Source organism: Micromonospora sp. NPDC002575 (genome assembly GCF_042889525.1).
GTDB lineage: Bacteria > Actinomycetota > Actinomycetes > Mycobacteriales > Micromonosporaceae > Micromonospora > Micromonospora carbonacea.
The window spans coordinates 1-23,332 of record NZ_JBIARA010000038.1 but is presented as its reverse complement, the minus strand read 5'-3'; the positions used below and the strand labels follow the sequence as shown (position 1 = coordinate 23,332).

Here is a 23,332-nt window from a genome sequence, read left to right as displayed (position 1 = left end):
CATCACGATCGAATCCTTACCACCCGAGAAGAGCAGCACCGGCCGCTCCATCTCCGCAACCACCTCACGCATCACGAAGATGCTCTCCGCCTCCAACTCGTCGAGCTGGGAGACCTGGTACGCAGCCGATCCGCTGCTCATCGCGTGTCCTTTCCGGTCGAGGGGACGCCTCCGGTCGAGGGGACGCCTCCGGTCGAGGGGACGCCTCCGGTCGAGGGGACGCCGGAGCCGCCGGGGGCCGCCGCGCCGGAGAGCTGCCGCGTGAGGGCGGCGAGCAGCGGCGCGGCGAGTTCCTGACGGCACACCAGCAGGTCGGGCAGGCGCGGGTCGGCCTGGTTGTAGGCCAGCGGGGAGCCGTCGACGCGCGAGGCGTGGAAGCCGGCGGCGGTGGCCACGGCCACCGGGGCGGCCGAGTCCCACTCGTACTGGCCGCCCGCGTGGACGTACGCGTCGACCTCACCGGTCAGCACAGCGGCGATCTTCGCCCCCGCCGAGCCCATCGGCACCAGCTCGGCGCCGATCTCGGCGGCCAGGTCCGCCAGGAAGGCCGGGGGACGGCTGCGGCTGGCCGCCAGCCGCAGCGGCGCGCCGGTGCCCGCGGAGGGGGCCGGCGGCGTCGGCGGGTCGTCGGTGGTCAGCACCCGTCCCTGCGCGGGCAGGCCCACGGCCCCCGCCACCAGGCGGTGCGGCGTCGACGCGCCGCGCGCCCACAGCGCCACGTGCACCGCCCAGTCCGAGCGGCCCTCCTCGGAGAACTCCCGGGTCCCGTCCAGCGGGTCGATGATCCACACCCGGTCGGCGGCGAGCCGGCCGCCGGCGTCGGCGCGCCCGACCGCGCGGGAGTCCTTGTCCTCCTCGGACAGGACCGCGTCGTCCGGTCGGTGGGCCGCCAGCTCGGCGCGCAGAAGGTCGTGGGAGGCCCGGTCACCGGCGGCCTTCAGCGCGGCCGGGTCGCCGTGGCCGTGCGCGGAGCGTACCCGCAGCAGCAGCTCGCCGGCGTGGGCCGCGAGCCGACGGGCGAGGCCCGCGTCGGATTCCGGAGGGGTAAGGGTCGGCATGGCAGCTCCTCGCAGGGGCCGGTGGGAAACGCCCGGGCGGTTCACTGGACCGCCCGGCGACTGAAGCAGCGGACGCTGAGCCAGGTCAGCGCCACGGCCACCCCGGTGAGCACGCTCAGGCACACCCACGCCGGGATGTGCGGCACCTCGGGCAGCAGCGCGCCGCGCACCCCCTCCGCGACGTACGTCATCGGGTTGAGCGCGGTGACCACCTGGTACCAGGGCAGCGACAGCCTCGGCCAGGGGTAGTGGATGCACCCGGTCCAGATGATCGGGGTGAGGATCACCGAGAAGGTGACGTTGATCCGCTGCACCGGCAGGGTGGTGGCCAGGCTCATCCCGATGGCCCCGCCGATCCACGCGCCGAGCAGCGCCACCACGAACGCCAGGGGCAGGCCCGCCGGACGCCACGGCGCGGAGCCGACCACCAGCGCGCCGAGCGGATAGATCAGCAGGGCGGCGAGCAGCCCCCGGACGGTGGCGATGACCAGCTTGCCGATCGCGACGAGGCTGGTGGGCAGCGGGGCCATCAGCCGGTCCTCGATCTCCATGGTGAAGCCGAACTCCTTCACCAGCGGCAGGGCCACGCTCTGCAACGCGGTGGTGAGGGCGGCCAGCGCGATGATGCCGGGCAGGAAGAGGTCGGCGAAGTTGCGCCCGACGATGCCCTGCCCGCCGAGGATCGTGTCGAACACGAAGAGCATGAACAGCGGCGTCAGCCCGACCTGCACCAGGATGACCCACAGCTCCCGGCCGGTGACCATGAGGTCGCGGCGCAGCACGGCGGCGAACACCCGGCCGGCGCCGGGCCGGGCGCGCGGGGTGACCGCCGGTCGCAGCGGGGTCGGCGTGTCTACAGCGGTCACCGTGGTTCCCTTCCGGTCAGTTCGATGAACACGTCCTCCAGGCTCGGTTCGCCGATGTCGATGGCGTTGAGCGCCGCCGAGCGCGCGGTGAGCACGGTGACCGCCGCGCCGAGCAGCGCGGCGGGGTCGGTGGCCAGGTGCAGGCGAACGCGCAGCCGGCCGCGGCCGGCCAGGCCCCCGCCGTTGCGGCCCGCCGCGCCGCCGCGACCGAGCAGGCCCGCGCCGGCCAGGGCGGCCAGGCCGCCGCCACCGCCCCGTGCCCCGCCGCCGGCCCGGGCGGCCAGCGCGGCCAGCGCCGCGCCGCCGCCGGCTCCGCCGGGCAGCCCCGCGCCGCCCCGCAGACCGGCCGGCACGGTGGGCGACGCGAGCCGCTCCGCCTTGCGTACGCCGTCCAGCTCGCCCAGCGCGGCGCACAGCGCCTCCGGGTCGTCGGCGGGGGCCGGGGTGAGCGTGAGGTCGAGCAGCGCGTCGCCGGCCAGGCCCCGGACCAGGTTGTCCGGGGTGTCGAGGGTGAGCAGCCGGCCGTGGTCGACGATGCCGACCCGGTCGACGATCCGGGCCGCCTCGTTCATCGCGTGGGTGGTGAGCACGATCGCGACGCCGCGCTCGCGTAGCTGGCGGATCTGGCCCCAGATCAGCAGCCGGGTCTGCGGGTCGAGGGCATTGGTCGGCTCGTCGAGGAAGAGCACCATCGGGTCGTGGGTGAGCGCCCGGGCGATCATCAGCCGCTGGGCCATCCCACCGGAGTACGCCTCGATGCGCCGGTCGGCCCGCTCGGTGAGGCCGAAGCGTTCCAGCAGCTCCTCGGCCCGCGTCTCGGCCTCCCGCCGGGGCAGCCCGTGGTAGGTCGCGTGGTAGACCAGGTTCTGCCGGGGGGTCAGGGCGCGGTCCAGGTTGTTGTGCTGGGGCACCACGGCCAGTTGGGCGCGGGCGGACGCGGGGTCGCGCCCGACGTCGACGCCGCCGACCGTCACCCGGCCGCCGGTGGCCCGCAGCCGGGTGGTGAGGATGCCGACGGTGGTGGACTTGCCGGCGCCGTTGGGCCCGAACAGTCCGAAGATCTCGCCCGGCGCGACGGTGAACGACAGCCCGTCCACGGCGTTGGTGTCGCTGCGGGGGTAGCGCTTGACGAGGTCGGCGACCTCGACCACGGCCGGCCCGTCTCTGCTGGGCATCTGCTCTCCTGTCTGGGGGTGCGGGGGTGCCGCCGTCCGCCGCCGGCGGGTGGGGTTGCCGGCGGCGGACGGCGTCAGGCGGCGGTCAGCCGCCGGCGGGCTTGGGGTGGGCGCTGAAGAACTGCCAGATCGTCTCGGTGGCGTTCAGCGCGGTGGAGGGCGGGTCGAGGTTGAGCAGCCGCTGCGCGCGGGGCGGGTTGGGCTTGCCGCCGGGCCACTGGTGGCCGGCGTCGGTGATGGTGATCAGCTCGACGCCGCGCCCCTCGGGGCAGGTCGCGGCGGTGCGCACGACCGGGCCGTCGGTGGTTTCCTTCGGCTCGCCGCAGTCGTCGACGGCGCGCCACCGGGCGGCCAGCTCGGGGGCGGGCGGTCCGTCGATCTTGACCGGGTTGCGGCCGGTGCCGCCGTTGTCGCGCCGGCCGGGGCCGCCGCCGTAGGGCATGGTCTTGTCGAGCTTGCCCTGGATGTGCAGCACCGACACCGGCTTCGGGTCGGCGCACTGCCCGGTGAGCGTGGTCGCCACCGCGCCGACGGCGGCGAAGATCGTGGTGTCGCAGACCAGCCGGAACGCCAGCAGGCCGCCGTTGGAGATCCCGGAGACGTACGTGCGGGCGGGGTCGACCGGGACCGTCTCGCCGACGGCGCGGACCAGCTCCGTGATGAACTTGACGTCGTCGACGCCCTCGCGGGCCGGCGCGCCGCAGCACTCGCGCCCGACCGCCCAGGCGCGGTTGATGCCGTCGGGGAAGACGGCCACGAAGCCGTTGCGGTCGGCCTCCTCCGTCCAGCCGTACGCCTCCTCGGCCTGTTCGCCGGTGCCGGCCGCGCCGTGCAGCATGACCACGAGCGGGACCGGGTCGGTCAGCTTCGCCGAGGCGGGCCGGTAGAGCCGGTAGGTGCGGTCGCGCCCGTCGACGGTCAGGGTGCGCTCGGAGGAGCCGACGGGCACGTCCGCCGCCGACGCCCCGTCGGAGGCCCGGCCGGTCCCCGGCCCGTCGTCGCCGGCCCCGCCGCCGCCCCGGGTGCAGCCGGCGAGCAGGGTCAGTCCGACGAGGAGCGCGAGCGCCCCGGCGAGCCGGGTGGCGACGGGGGAGGGCGACGGCCGGCGTGACCGACCGCCGGGCGTCCCCGCGCTAGGGCGAAAATCGGAAAAAGTCATCATATGAACACTTTCGCCCGCGAATGTTCGAGGAATGTCAGGAACGGGCCAGGGTTCGGCAAGGGCTGCCGGCCGCCGGCCCGGCGCAGGAGGGGACGCCGGGCCGGCGGCACGGACATCAGCGGCCGGCCTTGAGCTTGATCAGCTCCCAACCGCCCTCGGGTACGTCGTCGTTCGGGTCGGTACGCAGGTTCATCGGGTTCGCCATGCCCAGGTAGAGGTTCGGGCCGTCGACGACCATGTTGCGCACCCCGTAGTTGAGGTAGTTGCCCACCCCGGTGTCGCTGATCGTCGTCGCCGCCTTGCGGGTCGAGGAGAACGCGTACAGGTCGCCGCCGTACACCGCCTCGGGGATCTCGGCGGTGGCCCGCGCGCCGGCCGGCGCCGCCGCCACGGCCGGTGCCTTGGCCAGCACGTCTCCCATCTGCGGCGACAGGCCGAGCTGGACGGCCGTCTGCTGGCCGAGCTCCTTGGCCAGGTAGCTCCAGTCCATGGTGCCGACGTAGAGCTTCCCGCCGGTCACCGCCATCTTCCAGGTGTAGTTGTTGTACGGGTTGCCGAAGCCGGCGGAGCCGTACTTCGGGGTGTAGTTGGTCGACTTCGTCGTCCACGCCCCGACCCCGCCGTTGGCCTCCGGGTCGAACGCGGGCAGCTCGGTCGCGCCGTAGAGCAGGTCCACCTTCTGCTTCGAGGAGCCGAAGCCCTTGCCCCGGTAGACGCTGATCGCCCGCTGGGTGTTCTGGGCCGTCGCGGTGACCCCGGCCTCGTCCACCGGCGGGTAGATGCTCAGGTGCAGGCTGGTGGCCTTCATCGGCACGTGCATCGTGCCCCAGTACAGGTAGCCGCCGTAGGAGGCCAGGCCGCCCAGGCCGTAGCTGTAGGCGACCACGGGGTCCGGCTCGTAGCTGGACACGTTCCACACCTGCTGCCAGGCGGCGTCGTCGGCCGGGGTGAGCCCCGGGTCGCCGTCGGAGAGCTTCGGGCTCATCCACACCGAGGCGATGCTCGCCGGCGGCGGCGTCGGCTCCGCCGCCTCCTCGCCGAACTCCTCGGTCGCCCCCGGCCAGGTGGTGACGAAGATCCGGCCCTCGTGGACGGTCAGGTCGGCGGCCTGCGCCGGCAGGGTCGCCACCTGGACGAAGTTGAACGGGTCGGTCTTGCTGCCCATCCAGCGCAGCACGTGGCCGCGGTTGCCGCCGTTGTTGCCCACGCCCACGCCGGCGTAGAGCGCGCCGTCGGCGACGGTGAAGTGCCGGATGTTGCCGTACGCGGTGAAGTTGTGCGAGCCCAGGAAGGCCCCGGTGTCGGTGTCGAAGGCGAACAGGTTGATGCTCTCGCCCAGCGCCGGGCCGCCCAGCAGGGCCACGCCGCCGTAGTTGCCGGCGGCCCGGATGCCGACGGTGTTCTGCAGCCGGGTCGCGTCGTCGGGCGAGGCGGCCTTCACCACGTCGGTCTTCTCGGTGAGCTGGTTCGACCTGGTGTCGTAGGTGTACAGCCGCGGGATGCGGTGGTCGCCCAGCTTGATCGGCAACTGGGGGTTGCGCTTGGCGACCTGGCTCTCGCCGTACTCGCAGACCCAGTCGGCGTTCTGCGTGGGCACGGTGTTCTCCAGCGTCCGGCCGCTGGTCAGGCAGTTGACGTTCGCTCCGGTGCCGAAGAACAGCGTCCGGCCGGCGCGGGTCATCCCCCACAGGTACGCCTGGTTGACCTTCGCCTGCCCCGTCTCGCAGGGCGGGCCCGCCGGGTACGGCTGCCCGATCCCGGCGAAGCACTCGTCCGGCGGGGCCTTCGCGAGGAGCTGCGTGGTCGGCGGTTGGCCGCCGGCCGCCCCGGCGGCGTCGAGCGGCGCGCCGAGCGCCGCCGCGGGGACCGCCAGCGCGGGCCCGAGCCCGAGCACGGCAACGGCGGCTAACAGCCGCCGAGCGGAGATCCGGAGTGGATTCACCAACTGCCTCTCTTTCCAGCAAAAAGGGTGGGACACCGGCGGCCGGGCCCGGTGGTCCGGGCCGCGGCGCGCAGGAGAACGGGGTGCGGTGTGGGGGAAGGGCGGTTCAGGCGGCGGCGGGCTCGGGCTTGCGGGCCGGGGCGACGACCCGTCCGGCGACCTGCTCCGCCCACTGCGCGGCCTCGGGGAACTCCAGGTACTCGCCGAGCTGCGTCAGCTCGCCGACCGGGTCGGCGACCAGGTCCTCGTAGCGCATCCGCAGCAGGTGCTCCGGCGGCACGTCGGCCAGCGCCTGGTCGGCCTGGCTGGTCATGAACGCGCACAGCCCGAGGTAGCGGCGCATGTCCTCGCCGCGCTCGCGCAGCGCCTCGGCGGTCAGCCGGTGCGGCAGGAACGGCTGGAGGTCCGCCGGCACGTCGTCGGCGTCGGTGATCCGGAACGGGTCCAGGCCGCAGCGGCCCAGGAACTCCACCCGGAGCTGGATGAGCTGGAACGACGAGTGCCGGCTCATCGACTTCGCCGTGTCCTCGCGGTTGCGGGTCAGGTAGACGATCTTGCAGTCCGGGAACCCCTTGAGCAGGTGCGGGGCCAGGTGGCTGGAGCCGCCGGAGCGTTCCACCCAGCGCTGCTTGCCGGTGAGGGTGGCCAGCAGGTCCAGGAAGTCGCTGTGGTGGCGGGCCACCGACTGGGCGCCGAAGCTCGGGACCCGCTCGGCGAGCTGGTCGAACAGCGTGTCCGGGTCGTCGGTGAGCTTCGACAGGGTGATCGCCAGGATCCGGGGCAGCTCCGTCATCCGGCCGGCCCAGCGGCCCGTGGCCGGGTACCGGACCTCCTTGGGCGGCAACCCGATCCGGAACAGCGTGGTCAGCTCCGGCTTGGGGCTGGCCAGCACCGACCAGTACTCCGCGCCGGTGATCACCTCGGCGCTGCGCGCCCATGGCGTCACCGACATGAAGAACTCCTGGGCCGACAGCGTGCCGGGCTCCTCGTGGATCAGGTCGGACAGCAGCGTCGAGCCGCAGCGTCCGTTGCTGATGATGATCGACCGACCCGTGATCGGGGTGTCCATCGGGATTCCTCCTGGAAGTCGCGCTGTCATGTGGTGACGGGTGGGGCCACGTCGAGCCCGCACTCCTCGCCCAGCCAGGCGAGGACGTGCCGGCGCACCGAGTCGGGCCGGTCGATCAGGACGGAGTGCTTCTGGTCGGGCAGGACGACGACCCGGGTCTGCGGCAGCAGCCCGCATACGGCCGGGGCCAGCTCGCCCACCGCCGAGTCGCCGCCGTAGAGGCACAGCACCGGGCAGGCGATCGCGGCGAGCGCGTCGCGCGCCGGCAGCCGGCTGGCCGGCAGCTCCGCCGCCATGGTGGTCTCGGCGAGCATCCGGCCGGTGTCGGCGGCCCGGCGGGCGGCGATGCGCCCCCGGGCCGCGCCGATCTCGGCCAGCGCCCCCTCGCGGGGCAGCCGGGCGGCGACCCGCTCCAGCCGCATCCGCACCCGGCCCATCCACTCCGGCGTCGGCGGGGACGACTCCACGGCCACGATGCCGGCCACCCGGTCCGGGTGGCGCGCGGCGTAGCCGAAGGCGATCGTCCCGCCGAACGAGTTGCCCAACAGCAGCAGCGGGCCCGTGACGTCCAGCTCGACCAGCAGCGCCGCCAGGTCGTCGACGAAGTCGTCGAGGGCGTACCCGGTGGCCGGGCGGTCGCTGCGGCCGTGGCCGCGCAGGTCGTACAGGACGGTCGGGAAGCCGGCCCGGGTCAGTGGCTCGGCCATGGTGAAGTACCAGCTCGCCATGGTGTCCGAGGCCATGCCGTGGATCAGCACCGCCGTCGGCGTCGGCCCGGTCCGGCCCGCCGGGGCCGGACCGGCGGGATCGAGCCGCTGCACGTGCAGCTCGATCCCGTTCGCCCGTACCATCGTCACCGGCTGCCCGCCGTGACCCCGTCGCCCTCCAGGGAGGTGGCGATGTGCTCGACGAGCTGGCCGACCCGCAGCTCGCCCACCGTCTCCAGGTCCAGCTTCGCCACGAAGTGGGCGAAGTTGACGGTGTCGCCGTAGCGGGCCTGGAGCCGGCCGGCGAGCGAGACGACGTCGATGCTCTCCATGCCCAGGTCGTCGCGGAACGTGGTGTCCATGGTGATGACCTGGTCGGTCGCGAAGTCGCCCAGTACGGCGTTGATCATCTCGGTGAGGTCGGCGAGGATGCTGTCCTGGGCCGCGGCCATGATGCGTGCTCCTTCTGCTGTTCCGGTGGGGTGACCTGCTGTCGGGGTGGGCCGGCCGGTCGGCCGGCCCAATCTGTCGTTCACGGTCGGGACACCCCGGGCGGGGTGGCGGGGGCCGGCTCCGGGCCCCAGGTCCAGGCGACGACGTAGCGCCGGGGCGGCAGGTCCTCGGGGTTGTCGACCTCCCGGTAGCCGACCCGGTAGGCGCGCCCGGCGACCTCGACGGTCAGCACGGCGTCGGCGGCCTCCCGCACCTGGAACAGGCGCGGCTTGCCGTCCAGCCCCGTGCCCTCCGCCTTGCCGACGGCCTCCTTCGCCGCCCAGAACCGGGTGAACCACAGCCGGCGCGCGGCGGCGTCCCCGCCGGCCAGCGACGCCAGCAGCGCCGCCTCGCCGTTGGTGAGGGCGAAGCCGAACGTGCTGTCCGGGTGGTCGGTGACCTCGGCGACGTCGATGCCGACGCCCGGCGTCGCGGCCGGCGACCCGGCGGGACGCAACCGGGCCATCGCCACCCCGATGTCGCCGCAGTGCGCGAGCGAGACGTCGCAGTCGTCGAGGCCGCGGCCGGGCCGACCGCGCACCCACGGCCGCCCGTCGGGGTCGTTGCCGACGGTCAGCTCGATCGGGTAGATGTCGGTGTGGCCCTGCTCCCACAGCCGGGAGCGCACCGCGTCCTTGGCCGCGATCCGGCCGAGCAGCCACTGCTTGCGGGTCTTGGCCGGCTGCCGCTCGTATTCGGCGTTGGCCGCGCCGCCGAGGATGCCCCGGGCCGCCATGCCCAGGGTGACCAGGTCGGTCCAGCAGTCGAAGGCCATCGTCCAGCCCTCCGGCTGGAAGTGCGACATCGGGTACCGCTCGGGGAAGCGCTCCGCGACGCGGGCCTGCGGGTGGCTGTCGAACCGCCGGTCGACCGCCCCCTCGATCTGCGCCCACACCCGCCCCTGGTAGCTGAGCTGGGTGTCGGCGACGAGCTTGCCGTCGTCGATGGTCTGCACCCGGGCGACGCAGACGAACGCCCGGCCGGCCGGCGGGGGCGGCCCGAAGAACCGCACCCGGCCCAGCCCCACCGGCAGGGCCACCGTCCGGAACGGCTGCGTGGTGATCAGCCAGTTGCCGATGAGCTGCAACGCGTTGTCCAGCAGGGCGCCGGGCGGCACCGGGGCGGTGACGATGCCCCGCACGTGCATGTCGCCGAGCGCGTGCACCTCGGTCACGCCCTGGAACTGCGGGCCGTGGAACATCAGGCGCTCCGCGTACATCTCGGCGGCGCCGAGGGTGGGCGGGCGCTCGGTGGCCGGGTCGTGCGTCCAGACCTCCGGCGGGGCCGGATACGCGGCGCCGACCTCGATCGTGGCCCGGGCGTAGCCGGCGAAGACGACCGAGTAGAGGTTCGGCCCGGCGGTCTTCACCACGATCTCGACGTCCGTGGCCGGCTCGGCGATCAGCCACTTGTTGAACTTGGCGTCGTGCACCTGGACCACCCGGGTGCCGGGCACCAGCTGCTCCACCGCGTCCATCATGTGCGCGACCAGCGCCGTCGCCGGCACCACCGGCCACCGGTCCTCCGGGTTCGGCCAGTCGTCCGGCTGCACGAAGAAGCAGTGGTCCAGCAGGTACGGCATGGTCTCCAGGGAGACCCGCAGGGTGATCCGGCCGATCTCGCCGGGATTGACGCCGGGGCGCACGACCGTGGCCGGGGCCGTGGCGGCGGGCGTGCGGGACACCGCCGGCGCGACGGCGGGTCGCGGCGGCTGGGACCGGACCGGGCCGGCGGGCGTCGCCGGGCGGGCCGGGGCCAGGGTGCCGCCGGTGGCGTCCAGCACGCTGGCCGCGCTCTGCGCGGTGTCCTGGAGCAGGGCCGCGAACTCGGCCGCCGCGCTGGACTGCCCGGCGAGCCGGTTCACCGCGGTCATCGCGGCGCTGGCCTCCCTGGACAGCGCCGCGCCGGCCTGCTGCGCGACGGTGCCCTGGGGCACGGCCGGCGGCGTCGCCGGTGCGGCGGCGCGGGCCGGCGTGGCCACCGGCGCGCCGTGGCCCGTGGCCGGGCGGGCGACGGGGGCCGCTGGCGCGGCCGGCGTGCCGTTGCCGGCGGCCCGGGCCGGCACGGCGGCCGGGGTGGCCGGGGTGCCGTTGCCGGCGGCCGGGCGGGGGCCGGCCGGGGTGCCGTTGCCCACCACCGGCCGGGCGGCGGACGCCCCGTTGCCGGCGGACCGCACCGGCGTCGGCGCGGCGGTGGCGGCCGGCATGGCGTCCAGCCCGAGCAGGCCGGCCGCGTCCGCGCCGAGGCGGACCAGGGGACCGCCGAGGTCGAGCTTCATCCGGGGCCCACGCCGACCGGTGCTGCTGGTGGGATTCGCCGGCGCGGTGCGCGCCGCGACGGCCGGCGCGGTACGCGCCGGGGTCGTCAGGGCCCGCAGGTCCGGGGCGGCCCCCTCCACCCACAGCGCGGTGGCGACCCGGCGGAGCTGGTTCAGCCCCGTGCGGTGCGCCGTGTTCACCGGCATGGCGAGGTGGTCGCGCCCGCGCAGGTTGTCGCCGACCAGCGAGGCGAGCTGCCCCGCGCCGACCTGGAGGAAGACGCGGAACCCGTCGGCGTACATGGCCTCGATGGTCTGCCGGAACCAGACCGGCTCCATCATGTGCCGGACGAAGATGTGGTTGACCTGGTCCTCGTCGGCGGGGAACGGCGCGTGCAGGGTCGCCGACCACACCGGCATCCGGGTCGGGTGCACCTCCCACCGGCCCAGCGCCGCGCCGATCGAGGTGAGCCCCTCGGCGAACGCGGGGGTGTGGAACGCGGAGCGGAACGGCAGCTTCTGGCACAGGATGTTGCGCCCCCGCAGCGCCTCCACCAGGCGGTCCACCTGGGTCTCCGGCCCGTTCACCACCGACTGGGCCGGTGCGTTGTCGTGCGAGAGCACCACCCCGGGGAAGTCACCGAGCAGCGGGGTGACCCGGTCGGCGCCCGCGCCGACGGCGGCGAAGACGTATCCGGAGACCTCCACCGAGTCGGCGTTGAACAGCTCCAGGAACTCGTCCATCGCGGCGGTGCTGATCTGGCCGCTGACGGCGGCGGCGGTCCACTCGCCGATGCTGTGCCCGGAAACGGCGTCCGGACGCACGTTGATGCGTTCCAGCGCCTCGTTGAACAGCTTGCCGACCTCGATCAGGCCGGCGCCGTGCCGGCCCAGGTCGGCGGCGGACCACTCCCGGTCGGGCAGCCCGAAGTGGGCGGCCAGGTCGGTGGTGCGCGGCGAGAACTCCGCCTCCAGGCCGGGGAAGACGAACGCGAGCTTGCCCGCCCCGTCGGCCAGCAGCGGCTGCGGGCTGAACCAGATGTCCCGCCCGCCCCGCCACGCCTGCCCCCGGGCCACCGTCTTGCGGGCCACGGCGAGCAGCTTGTCGGTGGGGTTGACGATGCCGAGGCGGGCCCGCCCCGGCGCGTCGCCGCCCGAGCGCGCGGCCAGGTCCGCGCCGAGGCGGCGTACCGTCTCGTCGTCGCGGTCCAGCAGCTCGGCGAGCCCGGCCGGGCTCGACGCGGCCAGCCACAACACCTGGTCGGCCTCGTCGACGGTGACCGTCCCGGCACCGGCGGCCGGCGCGGCGATCCCGACCAGCGGCTCGCCGGCCGACGCGGGCGCCTGCTCGATGACCAGGTGGGCGTTGATCCCGCCGAAGCCGAACGCGTTGATCCCGGCCCGGCGCGGCCCGTCGCTCTCCCACGGCTGCGCGGTGGAGATCGGGGCGAACCGGGTCGCCGCCATCTCCGCCCGCGGGGACTCGCAGTGCAGGGTGGGCGGCAGCACGCCCCGGTACACCGCCATCGCGGCCTTGATCAGGCCGGCGACGCCGGCGGCCGGCATGGTGTGCCCGATCATCGACTTGACCGACCCGATCACCGGGCGGGGGCCGCCGGTGTACGGGCCGAAGACCTGGGCCACGGTGGTCAGCTCGGCGGCGTCCCCGGTCGGGGTGCCGGTGCCGTGCGCCTCCAGCAGCCCCAGCGCGTCCGGGGCGGTCGGGTCGAGCCCGGCGGCCTCCCAGGCCCGCTTGATGGCCAGCACCTGCCCAGACACCGCCGGGTTGAACATGCTGGCGGACTTGCCGTCGCTGGAGACCCCGCTGCCCCGGATCACCGCATAGATGCGGTCGCCGTCGCGGACCGCGTCGGCGTACCGCTTGAGCACCACCACGCCGGTGCCCTCGCCGATCAGCAGCCCGTCGGCGGCGGCGTCGAACGGCCGGATCTCGCCCTGCCGCGACAACGCCCGGAGCTGGTTGAACACCGACCAGAAGCTGATGTCGTGCACGTGGTGCACGCCGCCGGCGAGCACCGCGTCGAGCCGGCCGTTCTGCAGCTCCGTGATGCCCTGGTCCACGGCGATCAGCGAGGAGGCGCAGGCCGCGTCGATGGTGTACGCGGGGCCGCGCAGGTTGAGCCGGTTGGCCACCCGGGAGGCGGCCAGGTTCGGCACCAGGCCGATGGTCCCCTCCGGCTGGTACGGGCCGAGCCGCTCGTCGAACTTCTTGCGCAGCAGCTCCAGCCGGGCCGGGTCGACGTCCGGGATCAGCTCCCGCAGGATCCCGATGACCTGGCTCGACATCCGCACCCGCTGGGCGTAGCGGGCCTGGGCGGGGCTGAGGATGCCGCCCCGGCCGAGGATGACGCCGACGCGCTCGCCGTCGGGCAGCTTGTCGGCGCCGCCCGCGTCGTCGATCGCGGCGGCGGCCACCTCCAGCGTGATCAGCTGGTCCGGCTCGATGTCGCCGATGGAGGCGGGCATCACCCCGAACCGCAGCGGCTCGAACGTGGCGAACTCGTCGACGAAGCCGCCGCGCTTGCAGTACATCCGGTCCGGCCGGTGCGCCTGCTCCGGGTCGTAGAACTCCTCGTCCCACCGGTGCGGCGGCACGTCGGTGATCGCGTCGACGCCGTTGATCAGGTTGCGCCAGTAGCTCTCCAGGTCACCGGCGGAGGGCATCAGGGCGGCCATCCCGACGATCGCGATCTGGCCGGGCGCGGGTGCGCCGTTGCTCATCGGTTCCTCCGTCGTGCGGTGTGGGCGGGGGCGTTGCGGGACATCGGCGCGCTCACCAGCCCGAGGCGGTGTAGACGACCGAGGTGACCGCCGCGTCGGCCCAGGCCAGCTCGCGCAGCAGGGCCAGCGCGCCCTCCTCGGGGTCGATCAGGCCGATGCCGCGCCGGGCGTACTCCCGGCTCAGCTCGGCGGTGACCATGCCGCCGTGGCCGACGCCGGGCGCCCACGGGCCCCAGTGGACGGTCACGGTGCGCACCCCGGTCCGGGCCGCGTAGCGGGTGCCGATCGTGTCCAGGGCGTCGTTGGCCGCCGCGTAGTCGGACTGCCCCCGGTTGCCGTAGGCGGCGGCGATGCTGCCGAAGAAGACCACGAAGCGCGGCTTGGCGGGCAGCTCGTCCAGCGCGGTCAGCAGCCCACGCGCCCCGTCGACCTTGGTGTCGAAGACCCGGGTGAACGACGCCGGGTCCTTCTCGGCGATCAGCTTGTCCTCGATGATCCCGGCGGCGTACACCAGGCCGTCGAGGCGGCCGTGCTCGGCGTGGATGCGGGCCAGCAGATGCCGGGTCGCGGCCGTGTCGCGGACGTCCAGGGTGTGGTAGCGGACCTCGCCGCCGAGCTCGGTCAGCTCGGCGATGGTCGCGTTGACCTCCCGGGCGGCCAGGATGCGCTGGGCGGTGCGGTCGATCTCGGCGGGGTTGCGCAGCCCCTGCCGGGCCAGCGCCGCGACCAGGGCCTGCTTGTCGCCGGCCGCGGCCAGCGCCGGGTCCTCCGGGCCCTCCGGCAGCGGGGTACGGCCGACCAGCTCGATGCGGCACCGGCTGGCCGAGGCGAGCGTCCGGGCGAACCACGGGGTGATGCCCCGCGCCCCGCCGATCAGGACGACCACCGAGTCCGGCTCCAGGCCGATCGCGGCGGCCTCGGCCACCCCGTCGCCGGCCGGGCCGGCGCCGCCGGCGGCCAGCGCGCCCAGCTCCACCGGCACCAGGTCGGCGACGTAGCGGTCGTCGCCCCGGCGGTACACCACCGGCGCGTCGCTGCTGGTGAGCACCTCGTCGAGGAGCTGCCGGGCGAGCACGTCCGCCGCCGCCGCCGGGTCCACCTCGACGAAGCGGGCGGTGAGCTGCGGGTACTCGCGGGCGATGGTGCGGAACAGGCCGGGCATGCCGTCGGCGGCCCCGGCGGCGTCGCGGGCCCCGGCGGCCAGCAGCCAGCGCGGGCCGGTCGCGAGCGCCCGCTGCAGCAGCGGGAACACGTCGGGCAGCAGCGGCTCGTCGAGGTTGGTGAGCCCGTCGAGGACGAGCACCCCGTCGAAGCCCTCGCCGGCCTGCTGGCTGTCGAGCACGCCGAGCTGGCCGCTCGCGCCGTACTCGCCGAGCAGCTCCGCCAGGTACGCCGCGATCGCGCCGCCCCCGGTGATCAGGAACCGGGTGCCGGCGAGCACGGTGGCCGGGTCGCCGACGGGCTCGGTGCGGACGCTCTCCTGCGCCACCAGCCGCTTCGGGGCGATCCCGACGCCGACCCCGGCGTCGGCCGGCTCCGGCGCGGCCGGGGCCACGGCGGGGGCGGCCTGGACGGGGGCGGGGGCAGCCGGAGCGGCGATGCTCGCCGTGGCGGTGAGGGTCGCGGTCGCGGTCACCGCGCCGTTGAGCTTCTCGTCGAGCCAGGTGACCATGGCGCGGACGGTGCGGGCCTTGACGAGGTCCTCCAGCTCGCTCTCGTCGCCTTCGACGGCGAGTTCGAGGCGTTGGGCGACTTCGCCGGCGACCTCGGCGCGCTTGATGGAGTCGATGGAGAGGTCGGCTTCGAGGTCGAGGTCGAGTTCGATGAGGTCGACGGGGTAGCCGGTGCGCTCGCTGATCACCGCGAGGATGGCGTTCTGGAACTCGGCGAGCGAGGCTCCGGGGGCGGCGGCAGCGGCGGGGGCGGGAGCGGTCGGGACGGCGACCGGGCCGGTGGTGGACACCGACAGGTGGACGCTGCCGCCCATCTTCTCGTCGAGCCAGGTGACCATGGCGCGGACGGTGCGGGCCTTGACGAGGTCCTCCAGCTCGGACTCGTCGCCTTCGACGGCGAGTTCGAGGCGTTGGGCGACTTCGCCGGCGACCTCGGCGCGCTTGATGGAGTCGATGGAGAGGTCGGCTTCGAGGTCGAGGTCGAGTTCGATGAGGTCGACGGGGTAGCCGGTGCGCTCGCTGATGACGCTGAGGATCGCCTGCTGGAAGTCGGCCGTGGTGACGCCGACCGGCGTGCCGGCGGGCGGGACGACGACCGGCGCGGCGGCGGGCGCCGAGCCCATCTTCTCGTCGAGCCAGGTGACCATGGCGCGGACGGTGCGGGCCTTGACGAGGTCCTCCAGCTCGGACTCGTCGCCTTCGACGGCGAGTTCGAGGCGTTGGGCGACTTCGCCGGCGACCTCGGCGCGCTTGATGGAGTCGATGGAGAGGTCGGCTTCGAGGTCGAGGTCGAGTTCGATGAGGTCGACCGGGTAGCCGGTGCGCTCGCTGATCACCGCGAGGATGGCGTTCTGGAACTCGGTGACGCTCGGCCCGGTGGCCACCGGTGCCGCGGCCGGCGCCGGGGCGGGCGCGGGGATGATGGGCCCGACGGCGGGCGAGACCGGGACGACGGCCGGGGCCACCGGCCGCGCCGGCGCGATGGTCGTGGCCAGGGCCGACCCGCCGTTGGCCGCCAGCGCCACGGCCGGCACGGGGGCCGCGGCGGGCGCGGGGGCCGCGGGCCGCGGGGCGGCGGGCGCGGGGGCCGCGGCCGGCGGGGCGACGGCGGGCGCCGCCGCTGCCTGCGGCAGCGCGGCCGGCGTGTGGCCCTCGACCCGGTACGTCTCGGCGGGCTGCCAGACGAGCCGGCCGCCGCCGCCCGGGCCGCCGTTGCCGGGGTCACCGAGGAAGGCGAGCATCACGTCGCGCTGGGAGGCGATCATGTCCCGCGTGGCGCGCAGGTACTCGTTGAGCAGCTCGCCACGGATGTCCTGGCCGCCGGCGTCGGGGCCGGTGCCGGTGGGGGTACCGGTGACGGCACCGTTCGCTGGGGTCATCGACAACTCCTTGATCCGTCGGGGAGGGGTCATGCCACCGGGAAGACAGTTGCCGTGCTGGTCCCGGACGAGCAGCCCGTCGACCGTCCAGATCGGACGACGGGTCGGTGCGGTGGCGGGCGCGTCGGCGGCGACGCGGCCGTGGAAGAGCCAGTCGGGGCGCACCGGCGCGCCGGCGCAGGCGAGCTCGGCGACCGAGATGAGGAAGCCGCGCAGCCCCTCCTCGGGCCCGCGCTCGCAGGCGACCGCGCGGTGCTGCCGGTCGCCGAGCACGGCCTTGACCAGGCGGGTGAGCACCTGGCCGGGGCCGACCTCGACGAACAGGCGGGCGCCGGCGGCGTACATCGCCTCGACCTGCTCGACGAAGCGGACCGGGGCCCCGATCTGCTCGGCGAGGTGGTGGCGCACCTGGTCGGCGTCGCCGGAGTAGCGCGCGGCGGTCAGGTTGGACCAGACCGGGATGCGCGGCTCGGCGATCCGGTGGGCGGCGAGCACCTCGGCGAAGGTCTCCACCGCGCCGGCCACCACGGGGCTGTGGAAGGCGCAGGCGACCGAGAGGGCCTTGGCCGACAGCCCGGCCTCCTTGAGCGCGACCACCGCCGACTGCACCTTCGCGGTCGGCCCGGAGACCACCACCTGCGTCGGGGAGTTGCGGTTGGCCAACACGACCTCGCTGGTCAGCCCGGCGCTGGCGAGGACAGCGGCGACGTCGTCGGCGGAGGCGTTGACGGCCGCCATGGTGCCCGGGTCCTCGCCGGCGGCGCCCAGGATGGACGCCGCCCGCTCCCGGCTCAGCGCCATCAGCGTGGGCGCGTCGAACGCGCCGGCCACGCAGAGCCCGACCAGCTCGCCGTAGCTGTGGCCGGCGGTCATGTCCGGGCGTACGCCGAGGCGGCGCAGCAGGTGGTCGACGGCCAGCCCGCCGATGCCGAGCACGGGCTGGGCGACGCGGGTGTCGCGGACCCGCTCCTCCTGCTCGCGCCGCGACGACTGGTCGAAGGCGGCGGCGGGGAAGAGCAGCTCGGCCGCGTCACGGTCGAGTTCGAGGTAGTGCCGCAGCTCCGGGAAGGCGACGAAGATCTCCGCGAGGGCGCCGGGACGCTGGCTGCCCTGCCCGGGGAAGAGGAACGCGACCTGGCCGGGCCCGACCGGCTCGACCTCGTCCGGCTGCACCAAGCCGCGGGCGGGGTCGTGCTCGCCGGCCAGCGCCCGGTGCAGCAGCGTCTCCAGCTCGGTCAGGTCCCGGGCGACGATCGCCACCCGGGTGGGGCCGGACCGGCCGGCGGACTTCGCGGCCACCGAGGCGGCCAGCTCGGCGAGGCGCGCCGGGCGGTCCCGCCCGGCGTCGCCGGCGAGGCCGTCCAGCAGCTGCCGGACCGACTGGTGGGCCGCGGCCCGGTCGAGGCCCCGGAAGCAGAACAGCTCCGCCGGCCAGATCCGCCGGGCGTGCCGGGGCTCGGGGGCGCCGGCGTGCGCGCTGAGCACGACGTGGAAGTTGGTGCCGCCGAAGCCGAACGCGCTCACCCCGGCGATCCGCTCCTCGGCGGGGGCCGGCCAGGGGCGGGCCTCGGTGTAGAAGGCGAACGGGCTCTGCTGCGGGTGCCAGGCCGGGTTGGGGCGCTTCAGGTGGATCGTCGGTGGCCGGACCCCGTGGTACAGCGACAGGGCCGCCTTGATCACGCCGGCCAGCCCGGCGGCGCACTTGGTGTGCCCGATCTGCGACTTCACCGACCCGAGCGCGCAGCCGCCCGGCTCCGCGCCGGCCTCGACGAACATCCGGGTCAGGGTCTCCAGCTCGGTGCGGTCGCCGACGACGGTGCCGGTGCCGTGCGCCTCCACGAGACCGACGTCGCGCGGGGAGACGCCGCTGCGGCGGTACGCCCGGTCCAGCGCCCGGCGCTGCCCGTCGGGGCGGGGGGCGGTCAGGCCGAGGGCGCGGCCGTCGCTGGCCCCGCCGAGTCCCTTGATCACGCCGTAGATCCGGTCGCCGTCGCGCTCGGCGTCGGCCAGCCGCTTGAGGACGACGCAGGCCACGCCCTCGCCGAGGGCGATGCCGTCGCCGGTGCTGTCGAAGGGCCGCGACCGGCCGGTGGGGGACAGCGCGTGCGCCGAGGTGAACATCAGGTAGTCGTTGACGCCGTTGTGCAGGTCGGCGCCGCCGCAGATCATCATGTCGCTGTCGCCGCTGACCAGTTCCTTGCAGGCGGCGTCCATGGCGGCCAGCGAGGAGGCGCAGGCGGCGTCGATGGTGTAGTTCGGCCCGCCCAGGTCGAGCCGGTTGGCGACCCGGCCGGCGATGACGTTGGCCAGCACGCCGGGGAAGCTGTCCTCGGTGACCGTGGGCAGCAGGTCCTGCATCTCGTCGGGCACCTCGCCGAAGTACGCCGGCAGCATGGTGCGCAGGGTCTGCGCGTGGCCCATGTCGCTGCCGGCCTCCGCGCCGAAGACGACGCCGGTGCGGGAGTGGTCGACCCCGGTGGCGTCGTGCGGGTAACCGGCGTCGATCAGCGCCCGGTGCGAGACCTCCAGGGCGAGCAGCTGGGTCGGGTCGATGCTGCCCAGCGCCGTCGGCGGGATGCCGTAGCCGATGGCGTCGAAGGGCACCGGCTGGATGAAGCCGCCCCACTTGGAGACGCTGATCCGGCCGGTCTGGCCCGGCCCGACCTCGGGGGCGTAGTAGAGGTCGGTGTCCCAGCGCTCGGCGGGGACCTCGGTCACCGCGTCGGCGCCGGTGAGCACGGTGCGCCAGAAGCTGTCCAGGTCGGGTGAGCCGGGCAGCATGCAGGCCATCCCGACGATGGCGATGTCCAGCGGCGCGGGGCGCTCCTCGATCTCGGCGGGCGGGGCGAACCGGTCGCGCAGCGCGTCGAGCCTGGCGGCGTGCAGGTCGCGGGCCTCGGTGCTGACGGCGTCGTGCAGGCCCGCCACGGTGGTGGCGGCGTCGCGCAGCACGGCGACCTGCCCGGCCATGAACAGCCCCTCGGCGGCCTGGACGCCCTCGTCCACCGCCTCGATGGCCTCGCCGTTGCGCTTGAGGCCCTTGCTGGCGATCCGCAGCCGGCCGACGTTGAGCAGTTCGAGCTGCTCCCACACCTCGCGGTTCTCCGCGCCGGCCTGTTCGAGCTGGGCGCGCAGCGCGTGGAAGTCGTCGACGAACGGGGTGTGCAGGCAGCGCGTGACGTGGCCCGGCGCGGTCTCCAGCAGGGCGGTCCGCTCGGCGGTGAGCGCCTCACGCTGGAAGAGCGGCTGGACCGCGCCGTGCTCCACCGCCTCCGCGGTGAACAGGTACGCGGTGCCCATGAGCACGCCGATGCGGCCCCCCCGGCGCGCCAGCGGCGCGGCCATCGCGGCGACCATCGCCGCCGAGCGGGCGTCGTGGACGCCGCCGGCGAAGAACACCTGGAGCTGCGCGGCGGCGGCCGGTTCGGCGTCGAGGTACTCCTCCAGCACCAGCAGCTGCGCCTCCCACAGGGGGAAGCTGAACCGGGGGCCGATGTGCCCGCCGCACTCGGCGCCCTCGAAGATGAACTTCCGCGCCCCGGAGCGCAGGAACTGCCGCAGCAGGCCGGGGGAGGGCACGTGCAGGAAGGTGCTGATCCCCTGCTCCTCCAGCGCCTTGGCCTGCGGCGGCCGGCCGCCCGCGATGATCGCGAAGCCGGGGCGGATCTCCTCGATGACCGCCAGCTGCGCGGCGCGCAGCTCCTCGGGGGCGAAGCCGAGCACGCCGACGCCCCAGGGCCGGTCGCCGAGCCGCGCGGCGGTCTCGGTGAGCATCCGGCGGCACTGGTCCGCCGAGTTCAGGGCGAGCGCGATGAAGGGCAGCGCGCCGCCGTCGGCGACCGCGGCGGCGAAGCCCGCCTCGTCGCTGACCCGGGTCATCGGGCCCTGGGCGACGGGCACCCGCACGCCGAGCGCCTCGGCCAGCGGCGCGCCGGGCAGCAGCAGCGCGCCGGCCTCGGGGTCGTCGGCGGCGTCGAGCATGATGGCCCGCATGGCCCGCACGGCGCTGGCGGTGTCGGCCCAGCGGTCGGCGAAGACGGCGGCGAGCCAGCCGTCCTGACCGATCGGCAGCAGCTCCGACCGCACGTCGTGCTGGCCGCCGCGGCGCATCCCCCGGGCCCCGTCGGCCAGCACCGTCTCCGAGCCGTCCATGCGCCGGATCGCGGCCTTGACGTCGGCCGGCAGCTCGGACTCGGGCATCAGGGCGAGCTGGGTGTCCAGCACGATTCCGGCGGCCCCGCCGACGAGGCAGGCCCTGGCGGTGCGCGGGCCGATCCCGCCGGCCACCCAGACCGGCAGGTCGACGGTGTCGTCGGCGACGAGCTGCTGGAGCAGGACGAAGGAGCTGAGGTCGCTGACCCGGCCCCCGCCCTCCAGCCCTCGGGCGATCAGCCCGTGCGCCCCGCCCGCCGCGGCTGCGCGGGCCTCCTCCCGGCTCGTGACCTCCACGATCACCCGGTACCTCGGGGTGATCTCGGCCAGCGACCAGGGGCTGTCGGTGGCGACCACCACCAGGTCGACCCGCCCGCGCGCGGCGTGGTCGACCTCGTCGGGGGTGGCCAGGCAGCCGGCCGGCACCCGGACCCCGATCGGCCCGGGGGACCAGGAGGCGGCCTGGGTCAGCGCGCGCAGCGACCAGTCGTCGCCGCCGGCCAGGTCGAGCACGCCCAGTCCGCCACCGGCGCAGGCGGCGGCGGTGATCCGTGGGCCGGGCTCCAGTGCGCCGGCAGGGTTGACAACCATGATCAGGTCGCGCGTGTGCGGTGCAGTACTCATCAGGCTCCCACTTCGGTCGCGAGAAGATCGCGGGGCGACGGGCTGGACCGGCCGGCCGAACCACCGGCGCTCGGGCCCTAATTTGCGGCAGTCAATGTCGCGCTGGGTCATAACGTAGCGTCGCCCAGTTACGGCCCGGTTAAATCTGACCAACCTGATCGGGGAGGTGAAGATTTCCTACTAAGGTGACGGGATTTGCCGCCGAGGTGGCCAGGCAAAATGACCGCGAGCGCGGGCGGGGGCGGGCGCGAACGGTGCCGTCCGCCGCAGTGCGGCGATTGTCGAGTTCATTACGAAATTGTTTTACGCGCCCCGGACATTCCCTGGCTATGGGTGATTTTTCCCCTTCCGTCTCACGATGTGGAACGGGTCTTGCCAGGGGTTGCGGACTACCTCAACGATCCCTGTCAATGTCGTCATCGCTATTACCCATCGATTAACTTCGACATTCACCGAAAGTGAGGTGAGCTTCGCCGGGCGATCAGCGAACGCCCTGGTGGGCGGGTTGTTGTGACTCGCGTCACCATTACTGCGGTAACCAAAGCGGATCGCGCCGAGCGCGGTCGGCCTCGGGAGGCGAGTTCAGCGGCGGCCTTGCCGGCGGTCGGGCTGGACGGGCCGATACCGCGACCGGGCGGCGGCACCGCATCTCCGCTTAACGAGCGTTTTACCCAATCTGTCGGAATGATTAGCACGGCGTTGCCCGTCAATGGGGCGGCTGCCGTCGCGTACGACAATCCCCGTACCAGCGCAGACCCCGGCCGGCCGGGATGGTGCGGTCCGCCTCGACCGCCCTCCCCGCCCGGCGCTGCCAGACCCCCTTTTTCTTTTGGATCGGCGGTAATTGTGCGTAAACTCCTTCTCCTCGCCCTTGTCGGACTCGGTGCGCAACTGGTAGACGGCAGCCTCGGCATGGCCTACGGCGTGACGTCGACAACACTGCTGCTCGCCATCAACACCAGCGCCGCGAGTGCTTCCGCAACTGTTCACCTCGCCGAGATCGGCACCACCCTCGTCTCCGGCGCCGCCCACTGGCGCTTCGGCAACGTCGACTGGACGGTGGTCCGCAGGGTCGGCGTCCCGGGCGCACTCGGCGCATTCGCCGGCGCCACGTTCCTGTCCAGCCTCTCCACCGCGACCGCGGCCCCGATCATGTCGCTGATCCTGCTCACCCTCGGGGTGTACGTGCTGGTCCGGTTCACCGTCTCCGGGCTGCCCCGCGACCGGGTCGGGCTGCCCCTGCGCAAGCGGTTCCTCGGCCCGCTGGGCCTCGTCGCCGGTTTCGTCGACGCCACCGGCGGCGGCGGTTGGGGCCCGGTGGGCACCCCCGCCATCCTGGCCAGCGGGCGGATGGAGCCGCGTCGGGTGATCGGCTCCATCGACACCTCCGAGTTCCTGGTGGCGATCGCCGCCAGCGCCGGCTTCCTGGTCGGGATCGGCTCGGAGAACATCAACTTCGGCTGGGTGGGCGCGCTGCTGCTCGGTGGCATGATCGCCGCGCCGATCGCCGCCTGGCTGGTGCGGATGGTGCCGCCGCGGGTGCTCGGCTCCGCCGTCGGCGGCGTCATCATCCTCACCAACGTGCGGACCCTGCTGCTCAGCGACTGGATCGACGCCTCGACCGGCGTCCGGTACGCCAGCTACCTGGTCATCGTGGCCGCCTGGGCGGCGGCGGTGGCCTGGTCGGTACGCCAGCATCTGGCGGACCGGACCGTCGAGCCGGTCGCCGCCGGGGACGGTCCCGGGGAGCCCGCCACCGCGACGAGCTGACCGCCTGCCCGGCCTGCCGCAGCCGGCGCGCGGGCCGGCGTGGGCCGCCGGCACGGGGAGTCCCTTCCGGGTCCCCGTGCCGGCGACCGGCGTTTCGGGAACGTGACGAGGGCGCGCGCCGCTCGCGGCGCGCGCCCTCGCGGACGGGGGGGGGGGGGGGCGCCCCCCCCCCGGGGGGAAACAAGAGTCCGCGCACGCCGCCCCCGGGGGTGTGTACGACCCCGGCGTGGGGGTGGGGCCGGTGGGGGTTGGCGGGGATGCCCT

Annotated in this window: 11 protein-coding genes and 1 pseudogene; 1 reads left to right on the top strand and 11 read right to left on the bottom strand. The window is 74.6% G+C overall.

All coding sequences use genetic code 11. The annotated features are described in order from the left end of the window. The 11 genes and pseudogenes from ACFYWL_RS30515 to ACFYWL_RS30465 all read right to left on the bottom strand — a co-directional run. Nucleotides 1-141: pseudogene (locus ACFYWL_RS30515) on the bottom strand (sulfate adenylyltransferase small subunit); the annotation flags it as partial. Further along, entirely contained in the window at nt 138-1,058 is a 921-nt protein-coding gene (locus ACFYWL_RS30510) for a 3'(2'),5'-bisphosphate nucleotidase CysQ (protein ID WP_386980058.1), read from the bottom strand. The pseudogene ACFYWL_RS30515 and the gene ACFYWL_RS30510, both read right to left, overlap by 4 nt. Nucleotides 1,059-1,099: 41 nt before the next feature. Continuing rightward, nucleotides 1,100-1,924: an ABC transporter permease gene (locus tag ACFYWL_RS30505; protein WP_386980056.1), complete on the bottom strand. Its 825-nt coding sequence runs from the start codon at nt 1,922-1,924 to the stop codon at nt 1,100-1,102. Next, nucleotides 1,921-3,099, bottom strand: a complete 1,179-nt coding sequence (locus ACFYWL_RS30500) for an ABC transporter ATP-binding protein (protein ID WP_386980053.1) — start codon at nt 3,097-3,099, stop codon at nt 1,921-1,923. Before ACFYWL_RS30500 ends, ACFYWL_RS30505 begins: the two co-directional genes overlap by 4 nt. Nucleotides 3,100-3,184: 85 nt before the next feature. Then, nucleotides 3,185-4,258 (bottom strand): alpha/beta hydrolase family esterase, encoded by a 1,074-nt coding sequence (locus ACFYWL_RS30495; RefSeq protein ID WP_386980050.1) that lies wholly within the window; start codon nt 4,256-4,258, stop codon nt 3,185-3,187. 118 nt (nt 4,259-4,376) lie between these two features. Further along, nucleotides 4,377-6,203 carry a hypothetical protein gene (locus tag ACFYWL_RS30490; protein ID WP_386980064.1) on the bottom strand — a complete coding sequence of 609 codons (1,827 nt, stop codon included), beginning with the start codon at nt 6,201-6,203 and terminating at the stop codon, nt 4,377-4,379. 106 nt (nt 6,204-6,309) lie between these two features. Beyond that, entirely contained in the window at nt 6,310-7,272 is a 963-nt protein-coding gene (locus ACFYWL_RS30485) for a sulfotransferase domain-containing protein (protein ID WP_386980047.1), read from the bottom strand. Nucleotides 7,273-7,298: 26 nt separating this feature from the next. Then, nucleotides 7,299-8,123 (bottom strand): alpha/beta fold hydrolase, encoded by an 825-nt coding sequence (locus ACFYWL_RS30480; protein WP_386980061.1) that lies wholly within the window; start codon nt 8,121-8,123, stop codon nt 7,299-7,301. A gap of 2 nt (nt 8,124-8,125) precedes the next feature. Next, nucleotides 8,126-8,431, bottom strand: coding sequence for an acyl carrier protein (locus tag ACFYWL_RS30475; RefSeq protein WP_074479085.1), 306 nt, complete (start codon nt 8,429-8,431; stop codon nt 8,126-8,128). Nucleotides 8,432-8,511: 80 nt separating this feature from the next. Then, entirely contained in the window at nt 8,512-13,470 is a 4,959-nt protein-coding gene (locus ACFYWL_RS30470) for a beta-ketoacyl synthase N-terminal-like domain-containing protein (protein ID WP_386980043.1), read from the bottom strand. A gap of 52 nt (nt 13,471-13,522) precedes the next feature. Further along, nucleotides 13,523-21,298, bottom strand: a complete 7,776-nt coding sequence (locus ACFYWL_RS30465; RefSeq protein WP_386980041.1) for an SDR family NAD(P)-dependent oxidoreductase — start codon at nt 21,296-21,298, stop codon at nt 13,523-13,525. Nucleotides 21,299-22,144: 846 nt separating this feature from the next. On the opposite strand from ACFYWL_RS30465, the gene ACFYWL_RS30460 reads away from it, so the two are divergent. After that, complete coding sequence (locus tag ACFYWL_RS30460) at nt 22,145-23,068, top strand: sulfite exporter TauE/SafE family protein (protein ID WP_386980038.1); 924 nt, start codon at nt 22,145-22,147, stop codon at nt 23,066-23,068. Nucleotides 23,069-23,332 lie beyond the last annotated feature (264 nt).